This window comes from Streptomyces sp. NPDC002328 (genome assembly GCF_042890065.1).
Classification (GTDB): Bacteria; Actinomycetota; Actinomycetes; order Streptomycetales; family Streptomycetaceae; genus Streptomyces.
In genome coordinates this window covers 374,812-396,444 of record NZ_JBIARQ010000005.1, presented here as the reverse complement: position 1 = coordinate 396,444, position 21,633 = coordinate 374,812, and the positions used below count along the sequence as shown (strand labels likewise).

Here is a 21,633-nt window from a genome sequence, read left to right as displayed (position 1 = left end):
GCTGCCTATCCACAGCCGGGGCAGGTTGGCCGCCCGGAGACTGCCCATACTCGGAGGCATGAACGGAAAGACGCAGCTCGGGGAGTTCCTTCAGGCGCGGCGCTCGCAGCTGCACCCGGAGGATGTCGGGGTGCCCACCTACGGAGAGCGCCGGCGTGTGCCGGGGCTTCGGCGCGAGGAGCTGGCCCTGCTCGCGGGGGTGAGCGCCTCGTACTACACCAGGCTGGAGCAGGGGCAGTCCCTGAGCGCGTCCGCTGAGGTGCTGGACGCGATCGCCGGTGCTCTGCGGCTGGACGAGTCCGAGCGGCGGTACCTGCACGACCTGGCCCGAGTGGACAGGCGGCGCACCCGGGGCCGACGGCCGCCGCCGGAACGGGTGACGCCGGCGACGCGTGAACTGCTGGACGTGCTGGGGGACACACCCGCGGTGGTGCTGGGCCGGCGCACCGACGTACTGGCGTGGAACCGCCTGGGCCACGCGTTGTTCGCCGGACATCTGGACCCGGGAGCCCCGCAGGCTCCGGCGCAGCGCCCGAACATGGCCAGGCTGGTGTTCCTCGACAGCCATGTCCGTGACCTGTACGCGGACTGGCCGAGCAAGGCCAGGGCGGTGGTGGGGAATCTGCGCCTGGTGGCGGCCCAGCATCCGGAGGACACCGCACTGCACGCGCTGCTGGGTGAACTGGCGGCCAAGAGTGCGGAGTTCGCCTCGATGTGGGCCGACCACCGGATCAAGGCGTGCACCGTCGCCACCTACGAGATGCGGCACCCGCTGGTCGGGCCGCTGACCGTCGTCCAACAGTCCCTGAGCAGCGGGCCGGGCCCGATCGTGGTGGTCGCGACCACACAGGCGGACTCGCCGTCGAGGGCCGCGCTCACCCTGCTCGCCGGGGCAGTCAGCCAGGCGACCACGCAGGCCGCTCCACTGACCGACCCGGAGCAGACGCGGCCGCGACCGCGAGCCGGCAAGGGCTGATCCCGACGAACGGCACGGGCGTTCGGCCGCAACGAGCCGACGTCCCGCGACAACTTCCGTAAGCAAACTCATGCGTCGGCGTGTTGCTGCCGCATGCCCGAAAACACTCCGAAAGGTCAGAAAGAAGCCATGCTCAAGAACCTCTCCGTGTCCGTCGCGACGGCGGCCGCCCTGGTCGCGACCGCTGCCACCGCGCTCAGTCCCACCGCGGCCTCGGCCGCCTCCGCCCCGCTGAGCGACGCGCGGATCGCCGCGCACTTCGACCTGGCCAAGGGCCAGACGCCGGAGAACGTCGCCCTGGCACCGGACGGCAGCGCGTACGTCACCTTCGCCAAGGGCCGCCAGATCGCCAAGATCTCCCCGAAGGGCGCCGTCCGGATCGTGGCCACCCTGCCCGAGCCCGCCGACGGCGGCGTTCACACCCCGGCCCTGGGCTTCCCGCTGACCGCCGGCATCGTCCGCGCCCACGACGGCACCCTGTACTTCCTCTACGCCACCGGCACATCCGACCTCACCGGCGTGTGGCGGCTGCGCCCCGGCGGCGAACCGCAGCGGATCGCCGCGCTGCCCGCCGACGGTCTGCCCAACGGCCTGGCGCTGGACGCGCGGACCCGCACGCTCTACGTCGCCGACTCCGTGCGCGGCACTGTCTGGAGCGTGCCCGTGCGCGGCGGCACCCCCACGGCATGGTCCACCGCTCCGGAGCTGGCGCCCGCCGGCTTCCTCGGCGCCAACGGCCTGAAGGTCCACAACGGGGCGGTGTGGGTCACCAACCTGGACAAGGGCACCGTGCTGCGCATCCCCGTCCTCCGGAACGGACGGGCCGGCCACCTCCAGACCCGGGCCACCGGTATGCCCGGGATCGACGACATCACCTTCACCGGCCACGGCAACCAGCTCCTCGCCGCCCTCGACGGACCCAACGAAGTCGCGGTCGTCGAGCCCGACGGCAGCCACTCCATCGCGCTGACCTCAGCCGACGGCCTCCAGAACCCCACGTCCATCGCCCTGCGCGGCCACACCGTCTACGTACTGAACGCGGGCTGGCTCACCGGCACGGACCCCAACATGATCCTCGCTCACTGGTCCGAGTAGACCGCAGTCACCAGTGACGAGCCCGGAGACGTGGTGGGCTATCGCCCCGTCGGCCGTGCGATGGCGAGGCGATTCGGGGGCGGCCGTCGGTCACTTGCCCGTTCGAGGGAACAGGCGCTGGGCGTTGGCTGCCGTCAGGGAACGCCATGTGGCCCCTTCCAGCGGTGACTCGGCCGCGTCGATCGCCGCGATGTGGGCATCGGCCAGAGGGGAAGGCGTCCAGCAGTAGTCGCTGCCGAACAACATGCGGTCGGGATCGACGAGTTTCAGCAGCGCGGGGGCCCCGTTGACGATCTCGACGGTCGGGTCGCACAGCCGGACCACGTGCGCGGCGCCTTCGGCGGGCGAGACGCCTTCGTGGGCGTACAGGGGGAGCAGGGCCGTGTCGCAGGCGCCCGGGTGCACGGAGACCGCGGTGACGCGCGGGTCGGCGGCGAACACGGTCAGGGCCAGCTGGGACTGCGCGTAGGCGGCGAGCCTGGAGTAGCGGCGGGCGCGGTGGGGGTCGGACCACTGGAGGGACGCCGTGCGGTGCAGCGTCGAGGACACGTTGACCACCCGGCCGCCGGGGTCGCTGGTCAGCGCGGGTTCCAGCAGGCAGGTGAGCTGGTAGTGGGCGAGGAAGTTGACCTGGAAGGCGATCTCGTTGCCGTCGGCCGTCACGGTGTGGCGCTCGGGGGCGGCGATGCCCGCGTTGTTGACGAGCACGTCCAGGTGCGGGTGCTCGGTGACGACCTCGCGGGCGAGGGTCTCCACTTCGTCGAGTCGCGTGAAGTCGGCGGCGTACGCCCGCAGTCGGGCGGCGTCGACGCCGGCCGTGGCGACCAGGCGGTCGGCGGCGGCGCGGGCCTCCTCGGCGGTGCGGCCGTGCAGCAGCTCGGTGGCGCCGCGTTCTGCGAGCTGCCGGGCGGTCTCCCAGAACCCCGTCCTCCTGCCTGCGCCGCACCAAGGCGCTGGAGGAGGACGGGGTTCTGACGCGAAAGGTGAAAGGGGTGCCGGGACGGTGATCTCGGCGCGCCCCTGGGATGCGGAAAGCCCGTCAGCGGGACGAAGACGCCGGCGTTTCCGGACAGCGCGGCACGCGACGGGGCAGCCGAGCGGGACTCGGCGGCCGGTCGAAGGGGGGCCAGGCACTGTTCACAGGTCCCATGAAATCTGTCCCGCAGGCTCCGGGCAAGCCATGTAGCCGTTCCCTGACACGCCTCTGACGTGCGCATACGTTCTCCTGACGGCCGAGCCGGGGGAGCGGCGCGCATCCATTCTTGACTCGATCGTCCATTACTGGGTAGGTTATGGACGTTCCATTCCATAACCGAAGGGGTTCGACATGCAAGGCGTGTTGCAGGGGAAGGTGGCCGTGATCACCGGAGGGAGCAGCGGGATCGGTCTTGCCATCGCCCACCGTTTCGTCCGGGAGGGCGCACGCGTCTTCGTGACCGGCCGGGACACCGGCCGCCTCGAAGCGGCGGTCAAGGAGTTGGGTCCAGCGGCCACCGGCGTACGATCCGACGTCTCGGTCCTGGCCGACCTGGACGCGCTCTACGCGCGAGTCCGCGAGGAGGCCGGACGCATCGACGTGCTGGTGGCCAACGCGGGAATCGTCGCGGACGCCGCGCTCGGCGACCACACCGAGGCGAATGTCGACCTGACGCTCGCCGTCAACGTCAAGGGCCCGCTGTTCACCGTGCAGAAGGCGCTTCCGCTGCTGGCGGAGAACGCCTCCGTCCTGGTCATCGGTTCGAGCAACAGCGTGCGGCCCAATGAGCATCTCGAGGTCTACAGCGCCTCGAAGGCGGCGGTGAGCAACCTCGTGCACAACTGGGCCCGGCAGTCGCGGGAGCGCCGATTCCGCGTCAACGTGCTCAGCCCGGGACCCACGCGGACCCCTGGCCTGCTGGGCGCCGCGGGACCGGACGTCGACCGGTTCGCCGAGGCCGTCGTACCCCTGGGGCGGCTGGCCGACGCCGAGGAAATCGCCGAGGCCGCCCTCTTCCTGGCTTCGGACGCCTCGTCGTTCGTCACCGGCGCCGAACTCTTCGCTGACGGCGGCTACACCCGGGCCTGAACGACGGCCCTTGAGGACGGAGTTGAGGAGGAGAACGGCTCCGGGGAGGTAGGGCCGGCGGGCGTGGAGGCGCCCAGGCTTCCGCCTGGACCCTGGCAGCGGAAGAAGGCCGTCCCGCGCGCGTCGTCCCCGTCCTCGGCCTGGCCGGCTGCGTGGTCCTGGCCTTCGCCCTGCCGCCGTCATCGGTCCTGACCGGGGCCGCGGTGCTGGCCGTCGGCGCCGCGGCCTACGGCATCCGCCGCATCCTGGTGCACCGAGGCTGATGTGTCCTGATGCCGGCCTCGATGCCGCGCTCGGAGAGCAGGCCGCGAATGCGCCGCGCTCGATCTCGTCGCGGACCGGGCTGACGGCGTCCACGCCCTGCCGGGCGGGAGCGTCCAGCAGCCGGCCCAGGCAGGGAGGAACGCCTGATTGTTCCTGATCGTGCGAAGGTGTTGATAGGGGGAGCGTGGCGAGGGAGTAGGCATGGCGAGGAATCCCGAAGACCTCCGGGGCACCGCCCCCGGTCTTCCCCGCCGGCAGCGCGGGCGCGACGAGAGCGCAGAGGAGCGTGCGGACCGGATGTGGGCCGACCTGTTGCAAGAGCTGCGTGTGGCTCAGACCGGTGTGCAGATCCTCTTCGGCGTCCTGCTCATCGCCGTCTTCCAGCCCGCCTTCAGCGACCTCGGCGACACCGACCGTGTCCTCTACGTCTCCGCGGTCATCGTGGGGGCGGCTACAGCCGGGGCCCTCATAGGCCCGGTGTCCCTGCACCGGCTCGTCGCCGGCCGCCGCATCAAGCCGCAGACCGTGGCGCTCGCCTCCCGGATGACGAAGACCGGCTTGGTGCTGCTCGCGGCGACGACCGTGCTGACTCTGCTCATGCTGCTACGTGTGGCACTCGACGACGCGCTCGCCGCCTGGCTGACCGCCCTCATCACCGTCTGGCTGGTCGCCGTATGGTTCGTGCTTCCCTCCTGGGTCGGACGCCACTACTCCGACCGCACCGAGTGATTCGAGTCAGAGCAGCCGGTCCGCCACGCCCGTTCCACCCGCCTCATCCGTTTCACCCGAACAGGGCTTCAGCCGGCCGCTGCGGCGCTCGGCTCACTGCTTCATCTTCGGGCCGGGGATCGCGGTGTTCCTGGAGCGGATGAAGCAGTGTCGTCCGGTCATGCCCGCGGGGCGGGCCAGGAGTTGAGGGGGAGCGGGCCGCGGTCGATGACGGTGCGGATGCAGAAGGTGCTGCGGGCGTCGCGAACGGGACCGATGGCCAGGATCTGGTCCGTGAGCACCTTTTCGAAGGTGCGCAGGTCCGGCACGGCGAGTTCGACGAAGAAGTCGGCGTCGCCGGACACGACGTGGCAGGCGACCACGTGCTCGATCTCCTTGAGTGCCTCTTCGACCACTTGGGAGGTGGTGCGGGAGTGCTCGACCTTGAGGGAGAGGAACACCGTCAGCCCGAGGCCGAGGCGCTCGCGGTCCAGATCGGCCCGGTAGCCGGCCAGAACCCCGTCCTCCTCCAGCGCCTTGGTGCGGCGCAGGCAGGAGGAGGGTGACAGGCGTACGGCGTCGGCGAGATCGACGTTGGGGGTGCGTCCGTGACGCTGGAGGTGGTCCAGGATCGCCCGGTCGATGCGGTCGTACAGGGGGTCGTGGCATGAAATGCAGCGTATCGGCCGGATCGACGAACAATCCTGCGCCGCAGATCCGACTGGGCACTGCCTACGCCATCGTATGCCGGACTCGGTGACGCATCCTGGTCACGCCGCGTCCGGTACGCCGGACCGCCGCCCTCGTACCCCTCTCACGCACATCGGACTGCCTCATGCACCACGTCTTCCTCCCCTTGGAACCCGACCGCGCTGCGATGACCGAAATGGGACACCTTGTCCTGGATCATGTCGTCGACCGCACCGACCAGCTCGCGGCCCGCCCCGCGACCAGCCCCCTGTCGCCGCAGGCCGAAGCCGACCTGGTGGAGTCCTTCCTGGCACCCCCGCCCGAGCGGGGCGGCGACCTGAAGGCCCTGCTCGCGCGTCTGGACGAGGCCGCCGACTGCGCTCTGGAGATGGCCGGGCCGGGACACCTGGCCTACATCCCGGGCAGCGGCCTTTACTCGGCCGCGCTCGCCGAGTTCTACAACCGTGCCGTCAACCGCTACGGCGGTCTGGCCTCGGTGGCTCCGGCCCTCGCCGCGCTGGAGGAGAGTGTGATCCGCTGGATGGCCCGCGATGTGTGCGGCCTTCCGGAGGGCAGCGGCGGCCTGCTGACCAGCGGTGGCTCGATGGCCACATTCTCCGCGACGGTCGCCGCCCGCCACCACAGGCTCGGCGAGGATCTCGCCGGCGGCACCGTCTACACCACCGCCTTCGCCCACCACTCCGTCGCCAAGGCCGCCCGCCTCGCCGGCATCCGCGCCGCTCACATACGGACCGTGCCGCACACCCCGGACCTGCGGATGGACCCGGAGGCCGCCGCCGCGACGATCCGCGCCGACCGGGAGGCCGGTTTGCGGCCGTTCCTGCTGGTGGCCACCGCCGGTACCACCGACACCGGCACCGTCGACCCGCTGCCTCAGCTGGCCGACCTGGCCCGCCGCGAGGACGTGTGGTTCCACGTCGACGCGGCCTACGGCGGCTTCTTCCGCCTCACCGCACGCGGCTCGGAGCGCCTCGCCGGTATGGAGCAGGCCGACTCGATCACCCTGGACCCGCACAAGACGCTGTTCATGCCGTTCGGCACCGGCGCCCTGGTAGTCCGCGACCTCGCCGCCCTGCATGCCGCGCACGACGGCACCGGCAGCTACCTCCAGGACATGGGGGCGGCGGGGGGCGTCCCGGACTCCGGCCGGCTCGGGCCCGAGCTGACCCACGAGATCCGGGGGCTGCGGGCCTGGCTTCCCCTGCACCTGCACGGGGTGGACGCCTTCCGCAACGCCCTGGACGAGAAACTCGACCTGGCCGAACACGTAGCCGAAGACCAGGGAGAGGGTGGCCAGCATGACTGACTCCGACTTGTCCGCGCTTCAGGAGCGTGCCGGTAACGGTGACCGGTCCGCCGTCGACGAACTGATCGAACTCGCCGCAGAGCAGGGCGACTTGGGTGTACTCCGGAGGCTGGCCGACCAGGGCAACACCACTGCGACCGACCAGCTGATCGAACTCGCCGCAGAGCAGGGCGACCTGGGCGAGCTGCGGCGGCTGTCCGACCAGGGCAACGCCACGGCCGCCGATCAGTTGATCGAACTGGCCACCGAGCAGGGGAACTTGGACGAGTTGCGGCGGCTGGCCGACCTCGGCAACGGAACTGCGGCGGAGCAGCTCGCAGAACTGACCTCGGGTTGATCGTCTTTACAACCGAACGGTCGACGGCCTCACGGGTGCAGTGACCGACCATTGATTCGGTCCTCGGCGGTGCCATCACGTCGACGCGGCCCTGCGTCCACACAACCGGGGGGTCAGATAACGCGTTCGTGCGGTTCGTCGGAGCGCAGCAGATCCTCGGCCCGGCGTTCCATGAGGACCGGCAGGTAGGTACGCACCTCACGGACGCCTGGGTCCGCTACGCCTCCCACTGGGCCCCTGTGTGGTGAACCCCCTGCGGAAGGGGACAGGGCCGATGGCGACGGACGCCCTCCGGATGTGCACCGGCCTCACCGGCTGCCCACCGCTCCCAGCTGATGGGCAGGAACCACCGGCCGTGGATGAACACCACCGGGATGCGGCCGGTGGTGTTCGGCCGTTCGATCTCGGCGAGATCGCGGGCGCAGAGCGGGCTGGACGACTGCGTGCTCATGGGTGACTCCTCGGCGTGGCGGGTGAGAAGGACCAGGCCGACGGCCGCAAGAAGAAGGGCAGCCAGGGCGGCCGTCCCGTCACCTTCGACGCCGATTTTTACCGCGACCGCAAGCAGCCGATCGATCATGACGTCACACGGGCCCTAACGGTCGTCTCAGGTTCGCTCGCTATGAAGTAGGCGTCCAGATAAGCGATGTGACGCGTATTTAGGAGGCCAGTGATGGCAGTCGACGCAGCGCCGTCCGGGGAAGCGCCGGCCGGTCGGTTGGCAGGCCGGTGGGTGCCTTGGTTGGTGATCGGCTTGTGGCTGGTGCTGGCGGCGGGCATGGTGCCGCTGAGCGGAAAGTTGAGCTCGGTCACCACCGACAGCGCCGTGGACACCCTGCCGGCCAGTGCCGAGTCCACCAAGGTGGCGGTGCTGGAGGACAGACTCCCCGGCGGTGAGGACAACACGTTCGTCTTCGTGTACCACCGCGCCGGCGGCATGACCGACGCCGACCGAGCGACGGTCGAGCGCCACTACGACACCCTTGCCAAGCGGTACCCGCCGAAGGCGACGACGACGACGGCGACGGCCGACGAGGACGACGAGGGCTCACCGACGACGCCCTCCACCGACCGCGAGGCGATGATGTTCACCCTCGAGGTGAGCACGACCTACGGCGCACCGGAGGACATCCTCGGCCCGTTGCGTGACGCCGCGAAGGACCGCCCCTCCGGCCTGGAACTCGACGTGACCGGCCCGGCCGCGATCGACGGCGACATGGACGCCGTCTTCGACGGAATCGACGAGCAGGTCCTCCTCACCACCATCGTCGTCGTCACGCTCCTGCTCATCCTCACCTACCGCAGCCCGGTGTTGTGGATCATCCCGCTGGTGGTCGTGGGCGCGGCCGCACTGACCTCGATGGCGACCGTCTACCTGCTCGTCAAGGGCTTCGGCATCGTGGTCAACGACCAGAACTCGGCGCTGCTGACGATCCTGGTGTTCGGCGTCGGCACGGACTACGCGCTGTTGCTCATCGCTCGATATCGGGAGGCACTGCACCACCATGAGAACGTCCGGGTCGCGATGGTCCACGCGCTCCGCGGCGCGGCGCCGGCCATCGTCGCGTCCGCGGCCACCGTGGTCGCCGGCCTGCTCTGCCTGCTCGTCGCGGACCTGAACAGCACCAGCGGGTTGGGCCCGATCGGTGCGGCCGGCATCCTGTGCGCGCTGGTGGCCATGCTGACGCTGTTCCCGGCGGTGCTCGTGGTGCTCGGCAGGCGGATCTTCTGGCCGGCCATCCCGCGGTTCAGCACGGCCGTGGAGGAGAAGCCGGGGGTGTGGGGACGGCTCGGCACCGCCATCAGCCGCCGCCGGTGGGTGGCGACGCTCGGCTCGCTCGGAGTCCTCGGCGTGCTCGCCCTGGGGCTGGCGGGCAACACCGGCACCCTGCGGGAGCAGGACCAGTTCCTGTCCGCGCCGGAGTCGGTCACCGGCTTCACCGTTCTCCGCCAGCACTTCCCGGAGCTCGGCGGCCAGCCGATGACGGTCTTCACGCGGCCGGCGCACCAGGAGCGGGTGCTCGACATCGTCAAGGGCACTCGCGGTGTGGCTCTGGCCGTCCCGGAGCAGACCAGCGGTGGCTGGGCCAACATCTCCGTGTTCCCGAAGGACGCGCCGGACACCGTCGCGGAGTACGACACCATCAAGCGGGTGCGTACCGCCGTGCACGCGGTGAGCGGGGCGGAGGCGATCGTCGGCGGGCCGAGTGCGGAGAACCTCGACACCGAGGTGACCACCAAGCGCGACGAGAAGCTGGTGATCCCGCTGGTGCTCGCCGTCGTCCTGATCGTCCTCGGGCTGCTGCTGCGCGCGATCCTGGCCCCGCTGATCCTGATGGCCACCGTGATCGTCTCATTCGCCGCGGCCTTTGGCGGCAGCGTGTTCGTCTTCGACACGATCCTCGGGTTCAAGGGGATCGACTACTCGGTGCCGCTGCTGGCCTTCCTGTTCCTGGTGGCGCTCGGCGTCGACTACAACATCTTCCTGGCCAGCCGGGCCCGGGAGGAGACCGTGCGTCTCGGCACCAGAGAGGGCATGCTCAAAGCCCTCTCGGCCACGGGTGGCGTCATCACCTCGGCAGGCCTGGTCCTGGCGGCCACGTTCGCGGTCCTCGTCACACTTCCGCTGGTGATGCTGGTCGAGGTCGGGTTCCTGGTCGCCTTCGGCGTGCTGCTCGACGCCCTGCTGGTGCGGTCGGTCCTGGTGCCCGCCCTCACCTTGCTGATCGGCCGGCGGATGTGGTGGCCGAGCCGGCTGTCCCGTCCAGCGGAGGAGCTGCCGGTCGGCCGACAGCCGCTCGCCGACGACGAGGAGCCCGCGCTGCAACGGTGAGCGCGGCGGCACGGACGAGATCCGGGACGGGCCCCAGGCCCGTCCCGGATCTCTTTCATGGGCCCGACGGCCGCCGCCCTTCGGTCCTGCGCCGTGCGGCCGGGGCGGGTCAGCGCACCGTAGTGTCATCCCCGGCGGTGGGCCGCGTGATCGGGGCGGGCGGGGTCGCGGTCGGAAGGTCGATCCGAAGCAGCGCGCCACCGCGTGCGGAGCGGGCGACGGCGGCCCGGCCGCCGTGGGCGTCGACGACCCGCTGCACGATCGACAGCCCCAGACCGGATCCCGGCAACGCCCGGGCGCTGTCGGCACGGTAGAACCGGTCGAACACCCGCGGTACGTCGGCGGCGTCGATGCCCGGCCCGGCGTCGTCGACCTCGAGCACCGCCGACGCGCCCTCGGCACGGAGCCGGACCTGGACCGGCTGGTCCACGGGGGACCACTTGCCGGCGTTGTCGATGAGGTTGAGCACCGCCCGCTCGAGCGCGGCGGGACGCCCGCTCACCCACACAGAGGTCACGTCGAGCACGACCTCGATGTCGGGCACGCGGGAACGCGCCCGGGCCGCGGCGGCCACCACCACGTCGGCGAGGTCGAGCACCTCGGTGCGCTCGTCGCTGACGTCACCGCGCGCCAGGTCGGTCAGCTCGGCGGCAAGGGTGCTCAACTCGGCCACCTGGGCGCCGAGATCGTTGAGCAGCCGGGTCCGGCTCTCCGCCGGCAGCGCGCTGTCCAGGGTGCCGCGCCGATCGAGCCGGATCAGCAGCTCGACGTTGAGGCGCAGACTGGTGAGCGGGGTCTTGAGCTCGTGGGCGGCGTCCTCGGCGAGCAGCCGCTGGGCCCGCCGGGAGTCCCGGAGCGCGGCGAGCATGTCGTTGATCGACCGGATCAGCCGCCGGATCTCCCCACCGCCCTCATCCGGGATGTCGGCGTCGAGATCCCGGGTGTGCGCGACACGCACCGCGGCGGCGGTCAGCCGGTCGATCGGTGCCAGCCCGGTCCGCGCCACGGTCCGCCCGACAAGGGCGCCGCCGACCACGCAGAGCAGCCCGATCAGCAGCATGCCGAACCCGAACTGGTTGATCGGGCTGTCGTCGGCGACGCGGGCCACCTGGACCGCTCCGTCGCCCGCCCGCAGCGTGTAGATGACGTAGCCGTCCTCGTCGCTGTCGTTCGACTCCATCAGGTCGGCCGACGCGCCCCGCGCCACGCGCTCGGCGCGCTCGCTGACCGGGGGCAGCGCGGGTTGGCCGGCCGGCGTCCGGGTCGAGCCGTCGGGCAGGATGACCCGCACCAGCCGACCGGATCCGGGATACGGCGATAGCTGGACCTGCGCCAGACCGGAGCGCTCCGCGGTCGTCGCCAGGACGCGGGAGTCGGCGCGCAGCTGATTCTCGGCGGTTTCCTGCAACTCCAAGCCCAGCAGCTCGCTGGCCACTTGGAAGGCCGCGAAGACGCTGACCGCGATGGCCGTCGCCGCGATCACCGTCAGCCTGGTCCGCAGGGACCGTCGGCGCCACCATCGGGTCAGCCGGCGCGGTTCCCGGCCGGCGGGCCTGCTCACGGAGGAGTCTCCCGCAACGTGTATCCCAGGCCGCGCAGCGTGTAGATCAATCGCGGCTCACCCTCGGCCTCCATCTTGCGGCGCAGGTAACTCACGTATACCTGGAGGTTGTTGGCGGTGGAGCTCATGCCGAAGCCCCAGATCGCCTCGAACAGCGCGTCGCGGGTCAGGACCCGGGTCGCGTTGCGCACGAGGACCTGAAGAAGGGAGAACTCGGTCCGGGTCAGGTGCAGCGACCGCTCGCCCCGCCACGCCTCGAACCTGTCGGGATCGAGCCGGACGTCGGCGAACGACAGGATCTGCGACTCCTCGTCGACCGGCGTGCGCCGGCGCAGCAGGGCCCGCACCCGGGCCAGTAACTCCTCGGTGGCGAACGGCTTGGGCAGGTAGTCGTCGGCGCCCGCGTCCAGCCCCGCGACCCGGTCGGAGACCTGGTCACGGGCGGTCAGCATCAGCACCGGCAGATCCCGGCCCGCGGCCCGCAACCGCCGGCAGGTCTCCAACCCGCCGAGGCGGGGCATCATCACGTCGAGGAGCAGCAGATCCAGCGTGTCACCGCCGGCCCCACCGACCCCGTCGAGCACCGCGAAACCGTTGGTGACGGTGCTGGTGTCGTAACCCTCGACCTGGAGCACCCGCTCCAGCGACTCACGGATGGCCGCGTCATCATCCGCGATCATGATCCGCACGCCGGCCCGCCCCCTTCCAGTCGATGCCTTTTCCGATCATTGTCCCCGATCAACCTGAAGCCAGTATTAGAGTCTGTGCGTTGTCGTGATCAACCGCGCGGAGGTCACGGTGGGGTTCGCGGCCTGCCGCTCGCCGGCGTCGGTGTCGGCGCCGGTGCCGGTGCTGTGCTGGGCGACGATCCGGGAGGAGCCGGCCGCGTCGCTGAGGGCGAGGGCGATCAGCGGCAGCAGGGTGAGCGCGACGAAGACGGCGCCGACCAGGGCCGGACCGGTCAGGCCGAGCGAGGAGTCCGGGGCCCGGCCCGCGACGAGGGCACCCGCGGCGATACCGGCGTTGTAGGCGGACGTGGTCAGCGCCGAGGTGAGGGTGGAGGCGTCGCCGGCGAAGCGGACGGCGAGCGAGGTGACGACCGGGTTGACGGTGAACCCGGTCAGCGCCATCAGGAAGACCAGGATCACGGCGGGCACCGGGCTGTTCGAGGCCGGGATCAGCGCCAGGAGAGTCAGGGCGGTGGCGGCGGCCGCGGTGATCGTCGTGGCCATCGGGCGGCGGTCCCCGAGACGGCCGCCGACGGCGGTGCCACCCAGCGCGCCGACACCGAAGGCGATCAGCACCAACGGCACGGCCCCGGCCGGGATGCCCGTCGCGGAGCCCGTGCCGCTGGAGCTGCGCACCGTTGCATCGGGTCGGCCGAGCAACTGCTCGGTCTTCGGCCCGGCCGTCGAAGTGCTGGAGCCGATGGAACTCCCTGACGCCCTGGTCCGCAGGACGCAGGAGACCATCGCCCTCAACGCCGCAGGCCGGACGGGCTGAAGACGAGGCCGTGCCAGTCGTTGTGGCCCCTGCTCGGCAGGGCTTCGGCGAGCGCCGCGGTGGCCTCAGCCCTCGGTCCGCGGCACCACCAGACCCGATTCGTAGGCCGCCACCACTGCCTGTGTGCGGTCGCGCAGCCCCAGCTTGGCCAGGATGCGGCTCACATGCGTCTTCACGGTCTCCTCGCCGACGTGCAGCCGGGCTCCGATCTCCGGGTTGGACAGGCCCCGGGCGACCAGCTTGAGCACCTCCGTCTCGCGGGGGGTGAGTGCGGGCAGGCCCGCAGGCGGCGGCGGGGACGTGGGCCGGTGTTTGGCGAACTCCTCGATGAGCCGCCTGGTCACCGTCGGGGCCAGCAGCGCCTCGCCCGCGGCGACCACCCGCACCGCGTCGAAGAGCCGCTCGGCGGTGACGTCCTTCAGCAGGAAGCCGCTGGCGCCGGCCGCCAGCGCGTCGTACACGTGCTCATCGAGGTCGAAGGTGGTGAGGATGAGGACGCGCGGGCCGTCGCCGTCCGCGGTGAGCTGTGCGGTGGCCTGGATGCCGTCCATGCCGGGCATACGGACGTCCATCAGCACCACGTCCGGGCTGTGCTCGGCGCAGGTCCGGACCGCCTCGGCGCCGTCGGAGGCCACGGCCACGACCGTGAAGTCCGGCTGGGTACCGAGGAGTCCGGCGAAACCGGCCCGTACCACCTCGTGGTCGTCGGCCACGACGATGCGGGTCTGTGCGGGGCTCACCTGGCGTCCTCCGTGGTGGCGGGCAGGGTGGCCTCGACCATGAAGCCGCCGCCCGGCGCGGCCCCGGTGCGCAGCCGGCCACCGACGGTCGTGGCCCGCTCGCGCATTCCGAGCAGACCGTGGCCGGAGCCGCCGGAGCCGCCGGAGCCGCCGGAGCCGCCGGAACCCGGTGCCGTGCGGTCGGGGCCGGGCCCGTTGTCGCGGATACGCAGTTCGAGGGAGTCGCCCGTGTAGTTCAGTTCGACGTCGACAGCGGCGCCGGGGGCGTGTCGACGGGCGTTGGTCAGCGCCTCCTGGACTATGCGGTACGCCGTGAGCTCGATGCCGGGGTCGAGCGGAGCGACCGGACCGCTGACGATGAGCCGGGTGGAGGCCCGGCCGGCGTCGCGGGCCTCGTCGAGCAGCTCGTTGAGCTGAGTGAGGCCGGGCTGCGGGCGGCGGGTCCCGGTCGGGGTGCCCGCGTCCTCCCGCAGCACGCCGAGCAGCCGGCGCATTTCGGTGAGCGCGGCGCGGGCCGTGTCTCCGATGTCCAGCAGTCGTGCGGCACCGGCCTCGGGCAGGCCGGGGGTGGTGAGGCGGGCCGTTTCCGCCTGTACGGAGATCATCGAGATGTGATGCGCGACGACGTCGTGCAGTTCGCGGGCGATTCTGGCCCGCTCGCCGCGTGCGGCGTGCTCGTGCAGCGTTTCGGCGATCGCGCGCTCGGTGGCACTCTGCGCCAGCGCCTCGCTGTAGGCGCGGCGGCCGATCGCCGCGGCGGCGACCGCGGCGGTGCACGTGGCCAGCAGGATCGCGGGGATACGGATGCCCGCGGCTTCGGGACCGCCGAGCGCGGCCACCACATACGGCACCACCAGCAGCAGCGGGAGGTGGCGGGCGCCGGACCGGCCGAGCAGGAAGAGGACGAGCAGCTGCGCCGCGGCCCCGCCGAAGGTGAGCGCCTGATAACCGGTCAGGGCCAGCACGCTCAGGCCGGTGACGCCGACGGCCGCCGCCGCGACGTTGATACGCGCCAGCGCAAGCGGTGTGGTGGCGCCCAGCGCCAGCAGCAGCGCCAACGGCAGCTCGGCGTGCACGCTGTCCGCGCGGACGACCATCTCGAGCGACGCGAGCAGCGCGAGTACGGACGCCGCGATGGCGGGGCCCTCGGGGGCGGAGTCCACCGCCGCGTCGAACCGGCGCGCCAGGCGGCCACCCCAGCCGACGGCCCGGGGCGGCCGCCCGGCCGGGATCTCGCGCGCGCGTTCCTCAATTCCCTTGCCCACGACGTTCATTGTCGCGGCACCGGACCCCGCACGCGTCCCCCTGGTCAGCGTTCGACACATCCCTCGTACGAGGGACCACGGCCGCCGGTGGTCCCCCACACCAGGGAGGGCGAAGTCCGCTCTGGCGCGTGACGACCGCGGCACCCGCCGCTCCCTAGCCTTCGTCGTCATGGAAGCAACCATCGAAGTGCAGGGACTGCGAAAACAGTTCGGGCGGACCGTCGCCGTGGACGATCTGTCCTTCACCGTGGAGCCCGGCCAGGTCACCGGCTTCGTCGGGCCCAACGGCGCGGGCAAGTCCACCACCATGCGCGTACTGCTCGGCCTGGACTCGGCCGACGCGGGCCGCGCGCTGATCGGCGGCCGGGTGTACGCCGCACTGCGCCACCCGCTGACCGAGGTCGGTGCGCTGCTGGACGCCGCCGCCGTGCACCCCGCCCGGCGCGGACGCGACCATCTGCTGTGGCTGGCCCATACCCATGGGCTGCCGGCCCGGCGGGTCGACGAGCTGCTGGAGACGGTCGGTCTGGGTTCGGTCGGACGCAAACGGGCGGGTGGCTATTCGCTGGGCATGCGGCAGCGGCTGGGGATCGCCGCCGCGCTGCTGGGCGATCCGCCGGTGCTGCTCTTCGACGAGCCGGTCAACGGCCTCGATCCGGAGGGCATCCGCTGGATCCGCGGCTTTCTGCGGGCGCTGGCCCGCGAGGGGCGTGCTGTTCTCATCTCCAGCCATCTGATGAGCGAGCTGGAGGACTCCGCCGACCATCTGGTGGTGATCGGCCGGGGCCGGCTGATCACCGACACCTCTGTGGCCGAGCTGCTGGCCGCGGCCTCCGGCGACCGGGTCGCGCTGCGCACCAGTGACCGTACCCGGGCCATGGCGGTGCTGGCCCGCGAGGGTGCCACCGTCGCCACCAACGGGAAGGAGAGTCTGACCGTCACCGGGCTGCCCGCGGAGCGGATCACCGCGCTGCTGGCCGCGGGTGGCGTGCCGTTCTCCGAGGTCAGCGCGCACCGGGCGACTCTTGAGGAGGCGTATATGGAGCTCACCAGGGACGCGGTGGAGTTCCAGGGATCGGTCGACCGGGGGGACGTGCTGTGACCGCGCCGGTGAAGACCACCCCGTACCGCTCCGGGCTACCTGCCGCCAGGTCCGGTTTCGGACACCTGGTGCACGCGGAGTGGACCAAACTGCGCACCGTGCCCCGCTGGGGCCTGGTGCTGCTGTCCGCGATGGTGCTGACCGTGCTCGTCTCCGTGCTGTCGGTCTCGGGCAGCGCGGTCAACGGCGGCGGGCCGCCTTGGCCCGCCGGCCCCGACGGCACGCCCGTGAAGGACACCATGCAGCTCGTCCACGAGCAGTTGCCCGGGGACGGCAGCGTCACCGCCCGGGTCTCCGGACTGAAGGGCCTCAAAGCCCCCGCGCCCGACGGCGGACGGCCGGGCGCGCCGCCCGCGGTGAACACCGGCAGGACCCCGGGCTGGACCAAGGCGGGCGTCATCATCAAGGCGAACACCAAGGCCGGCAGCAGCTACGCCGCGCTGGTCATGACGCACGGTCACGGCGTACGCATGCAGTGGGACTACACGCACGACCTCGCCGGCAGCGCCACCCCGCCGCAGGAGGACCGCTGGCTGCGGCTGGTACGGGAGGGCAACGTCCTGACCGGGTACGAGTCCGCGGACGGCAAGGACTGGCGCCGGGTGGGCTCGGTCCGGCCGACGGGACTGACCGGCACCGTCGAGGCCGGGGTGTTCACGGCCGCGGCACCCAACACCAAGGTGCAGCGCGCGTTCGGCGGCACCTCGGTCGCCGAGGGGCCCGGCCGGGCCACCGCGCACTTCGACGAGTTGGCGGTGGACGGCGGCACGGGCGGCCGGCGGCAGGCCTCGATCGGCGGGCCGGGCCCACAGGACGCGGTGCCGGCCGCGGACATCGGCTCCCGCTCCTTCGACCTGACCGGCTCCGGGGACGTCGCCCCCTTGCAGACGGACACCGACATCCCCAGGCAGACCCTCAGCGGGGCGATGATCGGGCTGATACCGCTCTCCGCGTTGGGCGTGCTGTTCATCACCGCCGAGTACCGGCGCGGCATGATCCGCACCACGCTGACCGCCGGCCCGCGGCGGGGACGGGTGCTGGCCGCCAAGGCGGTCGTGCTGGGCGGGGTGACGTTCGTGGCCGGGCTGATCGCGGCGGTGCTCTCCTTCCGGATCGGCGAGCCCATCATGCGGCGCAACGGGCACAAGCCTCCCATGTGGCCCGAAGTGGCGCTCACCGACGGCCCGGTGCTGCGCGCCGTCGTCGGCACGGCCCTTCTGCTCGCCGTCGTCAGCGTCCTCGCCCTGGCCCTGGGCGCGCTGCTGCGCCATACCGCGGCCGCCATCACGCTCATCGTGGTGGTGCTGGTGCTGCCGCAGATCCTCATCAGCGGGTTGCCCCTCGGCGCGGCGCACGCCGTGATGCGGGCCACGCCGCTGGCCGGCTTCGCGATCCAGGACACGGTCACGCGCTACGACCACGTGTCATCGGTCTGCCTCCCGGAGGAGGGCTGCTATCCGCAGGGGCCGTGGACGGGCTTGGCGGTGCTGTGCGCGTATGCGGCGGTGGCGTTGGGGCTGGCGATCTGGCGGCTGCGCCGGCGGGACGTGTGATCCGTATGGGAGCGATGCGGGCCGAGTGGACGAAACTGCGCACGCTGCCCAGCAGTTGGTGGCTGCTGCTGGCCGTGATCGCGCTGACGGTGGCGGTCGGGGGCGCGGCGACGGCGGCGGTGACGACGGAGAACTGCCACCCGACACCTGCCGCCTGCCAGGAGGACACGGTGAAGCTCAGCCTCACCGGTGTGTGGGTCGCGCAGGCGGCGGTGGCGATCCTCGGGGCTCTCGCGATGAGCGGCGAGTACGGCACGGGCACCATACGGGCGGCGCTGGCCGCCGTGCCCCGGCGCGGGCGGCTGCTCACCGCGAAGGCCGTGGTGGTCGGTGTGCTGGCGCTGGCCGCGGGCGCCCTCGGCGTGCTCGGCTCGCTGCTCGTCGGCCGCCTGGTGCTCCCCGGCAACGGCTTCACCGTCCAGGCCGGCTACCCGCCGCCGACCCTCTCGGACGGGCCGACGCTGCGGGCCGCGGTGGGGTCGATGCTCTACCTCGGGCTGATCGCCTTGCTGGCGCTGGGGGTTGCGGCTCTGGTCAGGGACACGGCGGGGGCGATCACTGTGGTGTTGGCGCTGCTGTACGTGTTCCCGGTGCTGGTCTCGCTGGTCTCCAGTGAGACGTGGCGCGAGCGGTTGCAGGAGTGGGGGCCGGCCTCCGCCGGAATGGCCGTCCAGGCAACCAGGAACCTGGACGCCCTGCCGATCGCGCCTTGGCCCGGGCTCGGGGTGCTCGCCCTGTACGCGGCGGCCGCATTGCTGGCCGGCGGACTGGCGTTCCGGCTCCGGGACGCATGAGCGGCGCGACCCTACCGCGAGCAGCAGATCCGGTCCCGGGCCACGTACTGACGGGTGCCGAGGTAGGCCACGGCGGCGCTGAAGTCCTCGACGAACGTCTCGAGGGATGCGATGTTTCGTGGCCTGCCGCCGCTCTCGCCGTTGCAGGAGGCGTCGAACGCCGGCGTCACGAACCCGCACGGCGCGTGACACCGACGCCGCCGACGATGGGCGGATGGCGTGCGGCGGTCCGCAGCGGGAGTTGTTCCGCGGTCTGCGGACGCGCACGGTGGTGCTTCGCCGAGGTGGTCGTGGACGTACGTCGAGCCGCCTCGGCCCCTCGGTTCGCGAGCAGCACGACGATCTGCCAGGCCCCGCGTTCGGCCGGGTGTCCGCACGGGGAGTCCAGGCGGATCAGAGTGCCGCCGTCTGCGCCGTCGGGAGTGCCGCCCGGCGCCCACGAAGGCTCGGCTGTCGGCTTTCAGTGGCGTACGTGCCGCCCCCAGGATGCTGACGCCCTGTCAGGAAAGTCGGCATTGGGTCAGCATTCGTTCTGCCGGAGTTGCCCACAGATGCCCGCACGTTGGAAACGCGGACGGCCCGGGAGGTGCCAACGTGGCAGCGTCCGAGTGCCCGCGTCTCCGGAGATGACCATTGCTGCGTAGGGTCAGCGCACTCTTCCCCGGGGCTTCAACGGGGTCGTCGGCAGGGCGGGAGCGGGCAGGGGGTCGCCGTCGTAGCCCCTTACCTGGCCGAAGCGGGTGCCCTGCATCCAGTCCTCGCGGGCCTTTACGATCTCTTCCTGCGTCCGCCCTACGAAGTTCCACCACATGATGAGTTCCTCGGCGAAGGGCTCGCCGCCGAGGAGCATCAGGCTTGCGTCGGATTCGGCGCGCAGGGGGAGTTCCGTGCGGCCGCAGCCGAGGTAGAGCATCGAGCCCGGCAGGACCGGGACGCCGTCCACATGGACCTCGCCGGACATCGACAGGACGCCGTACTCGAAGTCGGGCACGAGGGGCAGGCGGAGGTCGGTGCCGTGGGTGAGGGTCAGGTCGGCGCCGACGATCGGGGTGTACGCCGTGCCGGGGGAGACGGAGCCGTCGAGGTCGCCGAGGATCACGGTCGCGGTGAGGCCGGGAGCCGTGACCGTGGGCAGGTCGGCGTGGTGCTCGAAGTGGGGCTCGGTGTGCCGGTGGGCGTCCGGGAGCGCCACCCACAGCTGGGCGCCGTGCAGGAAGCGGGCGTGCGTCTTCGGGCTCTCCTCGGAGTGGCTGATCGCGCGTCCCGATGTCATCAGCCCCAACTCCCTCGGGCGGATGGTCTGGAGGCTGCCGGTGGAGTCGCGGTGCAGCACTTCGCCCTCGTGCAGCCAGCTCACCGTCTGGAGACCGATGTGCGGGTGCGGCGGGACCTGCATGCCGGGCTCGTCGGCGATGTCGTCGGGGCCGTAGTGGTCGACGAAGGCCCAGGCGCCGATCATGCGGCGGCCCAGGTTCGGCAGCAGCCGGCGTACCTCGGTCGCCTCTCCGAGCTTGACGCGCCGGGGGCTCAGCAGCTCGCGGACCGGCTCGGCGACGACGAATCCGCGGCCGCCGCAATTGCTGGGTACGGGCGCGCGGTCAAGGTTGCTCATGGCGGACAACCTAGCGTTCCATGAGATGCCTTGCTGTGCCTGACCTCCCTCGCCCGGCCGGCCGCACGTCCCTCCCTTGCCCGTCCCGCCTCACCGCTCACGCAACGTAGCCGCCAGCTCCCTGCTCGCCCGGGCCACCTCCCCGTCCGGTTCGGCGAGGAGTTGGTGCAGGACGTTGCGTTGGGCGTGGACGGCGTGGCGGGCGTCGCGTTCCCATTGGACGTGGTTCTCCCGGCGGCGCAGCAGTTTCGGATAGGCGGTGGCGGTGGTCTCCCACTGCCGGGCGACGGCGATGCTCTTCAACAGTTGCAGTATCTCGACGCGGCAGGTGACCTGTGGGAGCCGGACCAGCTCCCACAGGAAGGGCACCGTGGCCGCCGTCGCCTGGCCCACCAGGAAGCCGTACTGGCAGATGCGCTGGCGGAGTTGGCCGAGGGCGGAGCCCGCGGTGTCGGCGTCGCCCCGGGCGACGGTGGTCAGCAGGATGGGGATCGCCGCGGCGGAACCGGTGGAGTCCTTGATCTCGGGCCACGGCACGTGTCCCAGGTCCTCGAGCGGTACGGGTCTCTTGGTGGCAGTCATGTCAGTCGGGGGAGACGGGTCGGCAGCATGGCCCAGACGGTCTTGCCCACGGGGGAGCGGCGGGTCCAGCCCCAGTGCTCCGACAGGGCTTCGACGATGTGCAGTCCGCGGCCGTGCTCCAGCAGCGGGTCGTCGGAGTGCGCGTACACCGGCGGCACGTCGCTCGGATCGGTGACGGCGCACACCAGGTGGTGACGGCGCAGGCTGAGCCGGAGTCGTGCGCCGGCGCCCCCGTTGGGGCGGTCGCCGAGTGCGTGCAGTACCGCGTTCGCCGCGAGTTCGGTGACGACGGTGAGCGCGTCGTCCGTGCAGTGGTCCAGCGACCAGGCGTCCAGCGTGCGGTGGGTGAAGTCCCGTGCGTCGGAGAAGCCCCTCCGGCTGCCCGCGAGGTGCAGCACGGCGGTTCTGGACGACGAGTCGCGGACGGACTCATGGTTCCGGAACTGCGCAGGTGATGACACGGCATCTCCCTGGGGCGACTGAGGTGACGTCGGGACGGTCTGGCTGCGGATGACCGCTGCGCGCGGCAACCGCCTGCGCACGACGGCTGAGCGGAACGGCTGAGCTGGAACGGCTGAACTGCGGTTGACGACACGGCTATTATCCACGCTGACGATGTCCTCGTG

The 21,633-nt window shown here is 71.7% G+C and carries 23 protein-coding genes and 3 pseudogenes; 13 read left to right on the top strand and 13 right to left on the bottom strand.

Features of this window, described 5'->3' with window-relative positions:
• Nucleotides 1-58: 58 nt before the first annotated feature.
• Both ACFYX4_RS16795 and ACFYX4_RS16790 read left to right on the top strand, forming a co-directional pair.
• A complete protein-coding gene (locus ACFYX4_RS16795) occupies nt 59-976 on the top strand; it encodes a helix-turn-helix domain-containing protein (protein ID WP_389332715.1) in 918 nt (305 codons plus the stop codon).
• 129 nt (nt 977-1,105) lie between these two features.
• On the top strand, nt 1,106-2,071 hold the full coding sequence (locus ACFYX4_RS16790; protein WP_389332712.1) for an SMP-30/gluconolactonase/LRE family protein: 966 nt from the start codon (nt 1,106-1,108) through the stop codon (nt 2,069-2,071).
• Between the two features lie 279 nt (nt 2,072-2,350).
• Here the strand turns inward: ACFYX4_RS16790 and ACFYX4_RS16785 are convergent.
• Nucleotides 2,351-3,079 (bottom strand): annotated as a pseudogene (locus ACFYX4_RS16785) (SDR family NAD(P)-dependent oxidoreductase); the annotation flags it as partial.
• Between the two features lie 319 nt (nt 3,080-3,398).
• Between ACFYX4_RS16785 and ACFYX4_RS16780 the strand changes: the two are divergent.
• From ACFYX4_RS16780 to ACFYX4_RS16770, 3 genes and pseudogenes are all read left to right on the top strand, one after another.
• Entirely contained in the window at nt 3,399-4,136 is a 738-nt protein-coding gene (locus ACFYX4_RS16780) for an SDR family NAD(P)-dependent oxidoreductase (RefSeq protein ID WP_389332709.1), read from the top strand.
• Nucleotides 4,137-4,207: 71 nt separating this feature from the next.
• Nucleotides 4,208-4,399 (top strand): annotated as a pseudogene (locus tag ACFYX4_RS16775) (amino acid permease); the annotation flags it as partial.
• Nucleotides 4,400-4,601: 202 nt separating this feature from the next.
• Entirely contained in the window at nt 4,602-5,129 is a 528-nt protein-coding gene (locus ACFYX4_RS16770) for a DUF6328 family protein (RefSeq protein WP_389332706.1), read from the top strand.
• 158 nt (nt 5,130-5,287) lie between these two features.
• Here ACFYX4_RS16770 and ACFYX4_RS16765 read toward each other — a convergent pair whose 3' ends face one another.
• Together ACFYX4_RS16765 and ACFYX4_RS16760 are read right to left on the bottom strand one after the other, a co-directional pair.
• Complete coding sequence (locus ACFYX4_RS16765) at nt 5,288-5,569, bottom strand: Lrp/AsnC ligand binding domain-containing protein (RefSeq protein WP_389332703.1); 282 nt, start codon at nt 5,567-5,569, stop codon at nt 5,288-5,290.
• A 63-nt stretch (nt 5,570-5,632) separates the two neighbouring features.
• Nucleotides 5,633-5,752, bottom strand: a pseudogene (locus tag ACFYX4_RS16760) (Lrp/AsnC family transcriptional regulator); the annotation flags it as partial.
• A gap of 242 nt (nt 5,753-5,994) precedes the next feature.
• Here ACFYX4_RS16760 and ACFYX4_RS16755 point away from each other — a divergent pair.
• Nucleotides 5,995-7,125, top strand: coding sequence for a pyridoxal phosphate-dependent decarboxylase family protein (locus tag ACFYX4_RS16755; protein ID WP_389332701.1), 1,131 nt, complete (start codon nt 5,995-5,997; stop codon nt 7,123-7,125).
• Nucleotides 7,118-7,462, top strand: coding sequence for a hypothetical protein (locus ACFYX4_RS16750; protein ID WP_389332698.1), 345 nt, complete (start codon nt 7,118-7,120; stop codon nt 7,460-7,462). The genes ACFYX4_RS16755 and ACFYX4_RS16750 overlap by 8 nt, the downstream gene beginning before the upstream one ends.
• A 217-nt stretch (nt 7,463-7,679) precedes the next feature.
• Here ACFYX4_RS16750 and ACFYX4_RS16745 read toward each other — a convergent pair whose 3' ends face one another.
• The gene (locus ACFYX4_RS16745) at nt 7,680-7,913 is read right to left on the bottom strand and encodes a hypothetical protein (RefSeq protein ID WP_389332695.1); all 234 of its coding nucleotides are present in this window, start codon (nt 7,911-7,913) and stop codon (nt 7,680-7,682) included.
• A 15-nt stretch (nt 7,914-7,928) separates the two neighbouring features.
• Between ACFYX4_RS16745 and ACFYX4_RS16740 the strand changes: the two genes are divergently transcribed.
• Nucleotides 7,929-8,093 carry a hypothetical protein gene (locus ACFYX4_RS16740; protein ID WP_389332691.1) on the top strand — a complete coding sequence of 55 codons (165 nt, stop codon included), beginning with the start codon at nt 7,929-7,931 and terminating at the stop codon, nt 8,091-8,093.
• Nucleotides 8,094-8,135: 42 nt separating this feature from the next.
• Nucleotides 8,136-10,295, top strand: a complete 2,160-nt coding sequence (locus ACFYX4_RS16735) for an MMPL family transporter (RefSeq protein WP_389332688.1) — start codon at nt 8,136-8,138, stop codon at nt 10,293-10,295.
• A gap of 109 nt (nt 10,296-10,404) precedes the next feature.
• Here the strand turns inward: ACFYX4_RS16735 and ACFYX4_RS16730 are convergent, their stop codons facing one another.
• The 3 genes from ACFYX4_RS16730 to ACFYX4_RS16720 form a co-directional block, all read right to left on the bottom strand.
• On the bottom strand, nt 10,405-11,856 hold the full coding sequence (locus tag ACFYX4_RS16730) for an ATP-binding protein (RefSeq protein WP_389332685.1): 1,452 nt from the start codon (nt 11,854-11,856) through the stop codon (nt 10,405-10,407).
• A complete protein-coding gene (locus tag ACFYX4_RS16725; protein ID WP_389332682.1) occupies nt 11,853-12,545 on the bottom strand; it encodes a response regulator transcription factor in 693 nt (230 codons plus the stop codon). The genes ACFYX4_RS16730 and ACFYX4_RS16725 overlap by 4 nt, the downstream gene beginning before the upstream one ends.
• Before the next feature lie 66 nt (nt 12,546-12,611).
• The gene (locus ACFYX4_RS16720) at nt 12,612-13,220 is read right to left on the bottom strand and encodes a hypothetical protein (RefSeq protein ID WP_389332679.1); all 609 of its coding nucleotides are present in this window, start codon (nt 13,218-13,220) and stop codon (nt 12,612-12,614) included.
• Here ACFYX4_RS16720 and ACFYX4_RS16715 point away from each other — a divergent pair.
• A complete protein-coding gene (locus ACFYX4_RS16715) occupies nt 13,201-13,359 on the top strand; it encodes a hypothetical protein (RefSeq protein ID WP_389332676.1) in 159 nt (52 codons plus the stop codon). The genes ACFYX4_RS16720 and ACFYX4_RS16715 overlap by 20 nt on opposite strands.
• Nucleotides 13,360-13,424: 65 nt before the next feature.
• On the opposite strand, the gene ACFYX4_RS16710 is transcribed toward ACFYX4_RS16715, so the two are convergent.
• Together ACFYX4_RS16710 and ACFYX4_RS16705 are read right to left on the bottom strand one after the other, a co-directional pair.
• Nucleotides 13,425-14,099: a response regulator gene (locus ACFYX4_RS16710; protein ID WP_389332673.1), complete on the bottom strand. Its 675-nt coding sequence runs from the start codon at nt 14,097-14,099 to the stop codon at nt 13,425-13,427.
• Nucleotides 14,096-15,364 carry a sensor histidine kinase gene (locus ACFYX4_RS16705; RefSeq protein WP_389332670.1) on the bottom strand — a complete coding sequence of 423 codons (1,269 nt, stop codon included), beginning with the start codon at nt 15,362-15,364 and terminating at the stop codon, nt 14,096-14,098. Before ACFYX4_RS16705 ends, ACFYX4_RS16710 begins: the two co-directional genes overlap by 4 nt.
• A gap of 169 nt (nt 15,365-15,533) precedes the next feature.
• On the opposite strand from ACFYX4_RS16705, the gene ACFYX4_RS16700 reads away from it, so the two are divergent.
• The 3 genes from ACFYX4_RS16700 to ACFYX4_RS16690 are packed head-to-tail and all read left to right on the top strand — an operon-like array spanning nt 15,534 to nt 18,813.
• Complete coding sequence (locus tag ACFYX4_RS16700) at nt 15,534-16,466, top strand: ABC transporter ATP-binding protein (RefSeq protein WP_389332667.1); 933 nt, start codon at nt 15,534-15,536, stop codon at nt 16,464-16,466.
• Nucleotides 16,463-18,019 carry an ABC transporter permease subunit gene (locus ACFYX4_RS16695; protein WP_389332664.1) on the top strand — a complete coding sequence of 519 codons (1,557 nt, stop codon included), beginning with the start codon at nt 16,463-16,465 and terminating at the stop codon, nt 18,017-18,019. The genes ACFYX4_RS16700 and ACFYX4_RS16695 overlap by 4 nt, the downstream gene beginning before the upstream one ends.
• A gap of 5 nt (nt 18,020-18,024) precedes the next feature.
• The gene (locus ACFYX4_RS16690; protein WP_389333031.1) at nt 18,025-18,813 is read left to right on the top strand and encodes an ABC transporter permease subunit; all 789 of its coding nucleotides are present in this window, start codon (nt 18,025-18,027) and stop codon (nt 18,811-18,813) included.
• An 11-nt stretch (nt 18,814-18,824) separates the two neighbouring features.
• Here the strand turns inward: ACFYX4_RS16690 and ACFYX4_RS16685 are convergent, their stop codons facing one another.
• From ACFYX4_RS16685 to ACFYX4_RS16670, 4 genes are all read right to left on the bottom strand, one after another.
• Nucleotides 18,825-18,983, bottom strand: coding sequence for a hypothetical protein (locus ACFYX4_RS16685; protein WP_389332661.1), 159 nt, complete (start codon nt 18,981-18,983; stop codon nt 18,825-18,827).
• 476 nt (nt 18,984-19,459) lie between these two features.
• On the bottom strand, nt 19,460-20,425 hold the full coding sequence (locus ACFYX4_RS16680; RefSeq protein WP_389332659.1) for a pirin family protein: 966 nt from the start codon (nt 20,423-20,425) through the stop codon (nt 19,460-19,462).
• Between the two features lie 90 nt (nt 20,426-20,515).
• Entirely contained in the window at nt 20,516-21,007 is a 492-nt protein-coding gene (locus ACFYX4_RS16675; protein WP_389332656.1) for a hypothetical protein, read from the bottom strand.
• Nucleotides 21,004-21,468 (bottom strand): ATP-binding protein, encoded by a 465-nt coding sequence (locus ACFYX4_RS16670; protein WP_389332653.1) that lies wholly within the window; start codon nt 21,466-21,468, stop codon nt 21,004-21,006. The genes ACFYX4_RS16675 and ACFYX4_RS16670 overlap by 4 nt, the downstream gene beginning before the upstream one ends.
• Nucleotides 21,469-21,633: the final 165 nt, after the last annotated feature.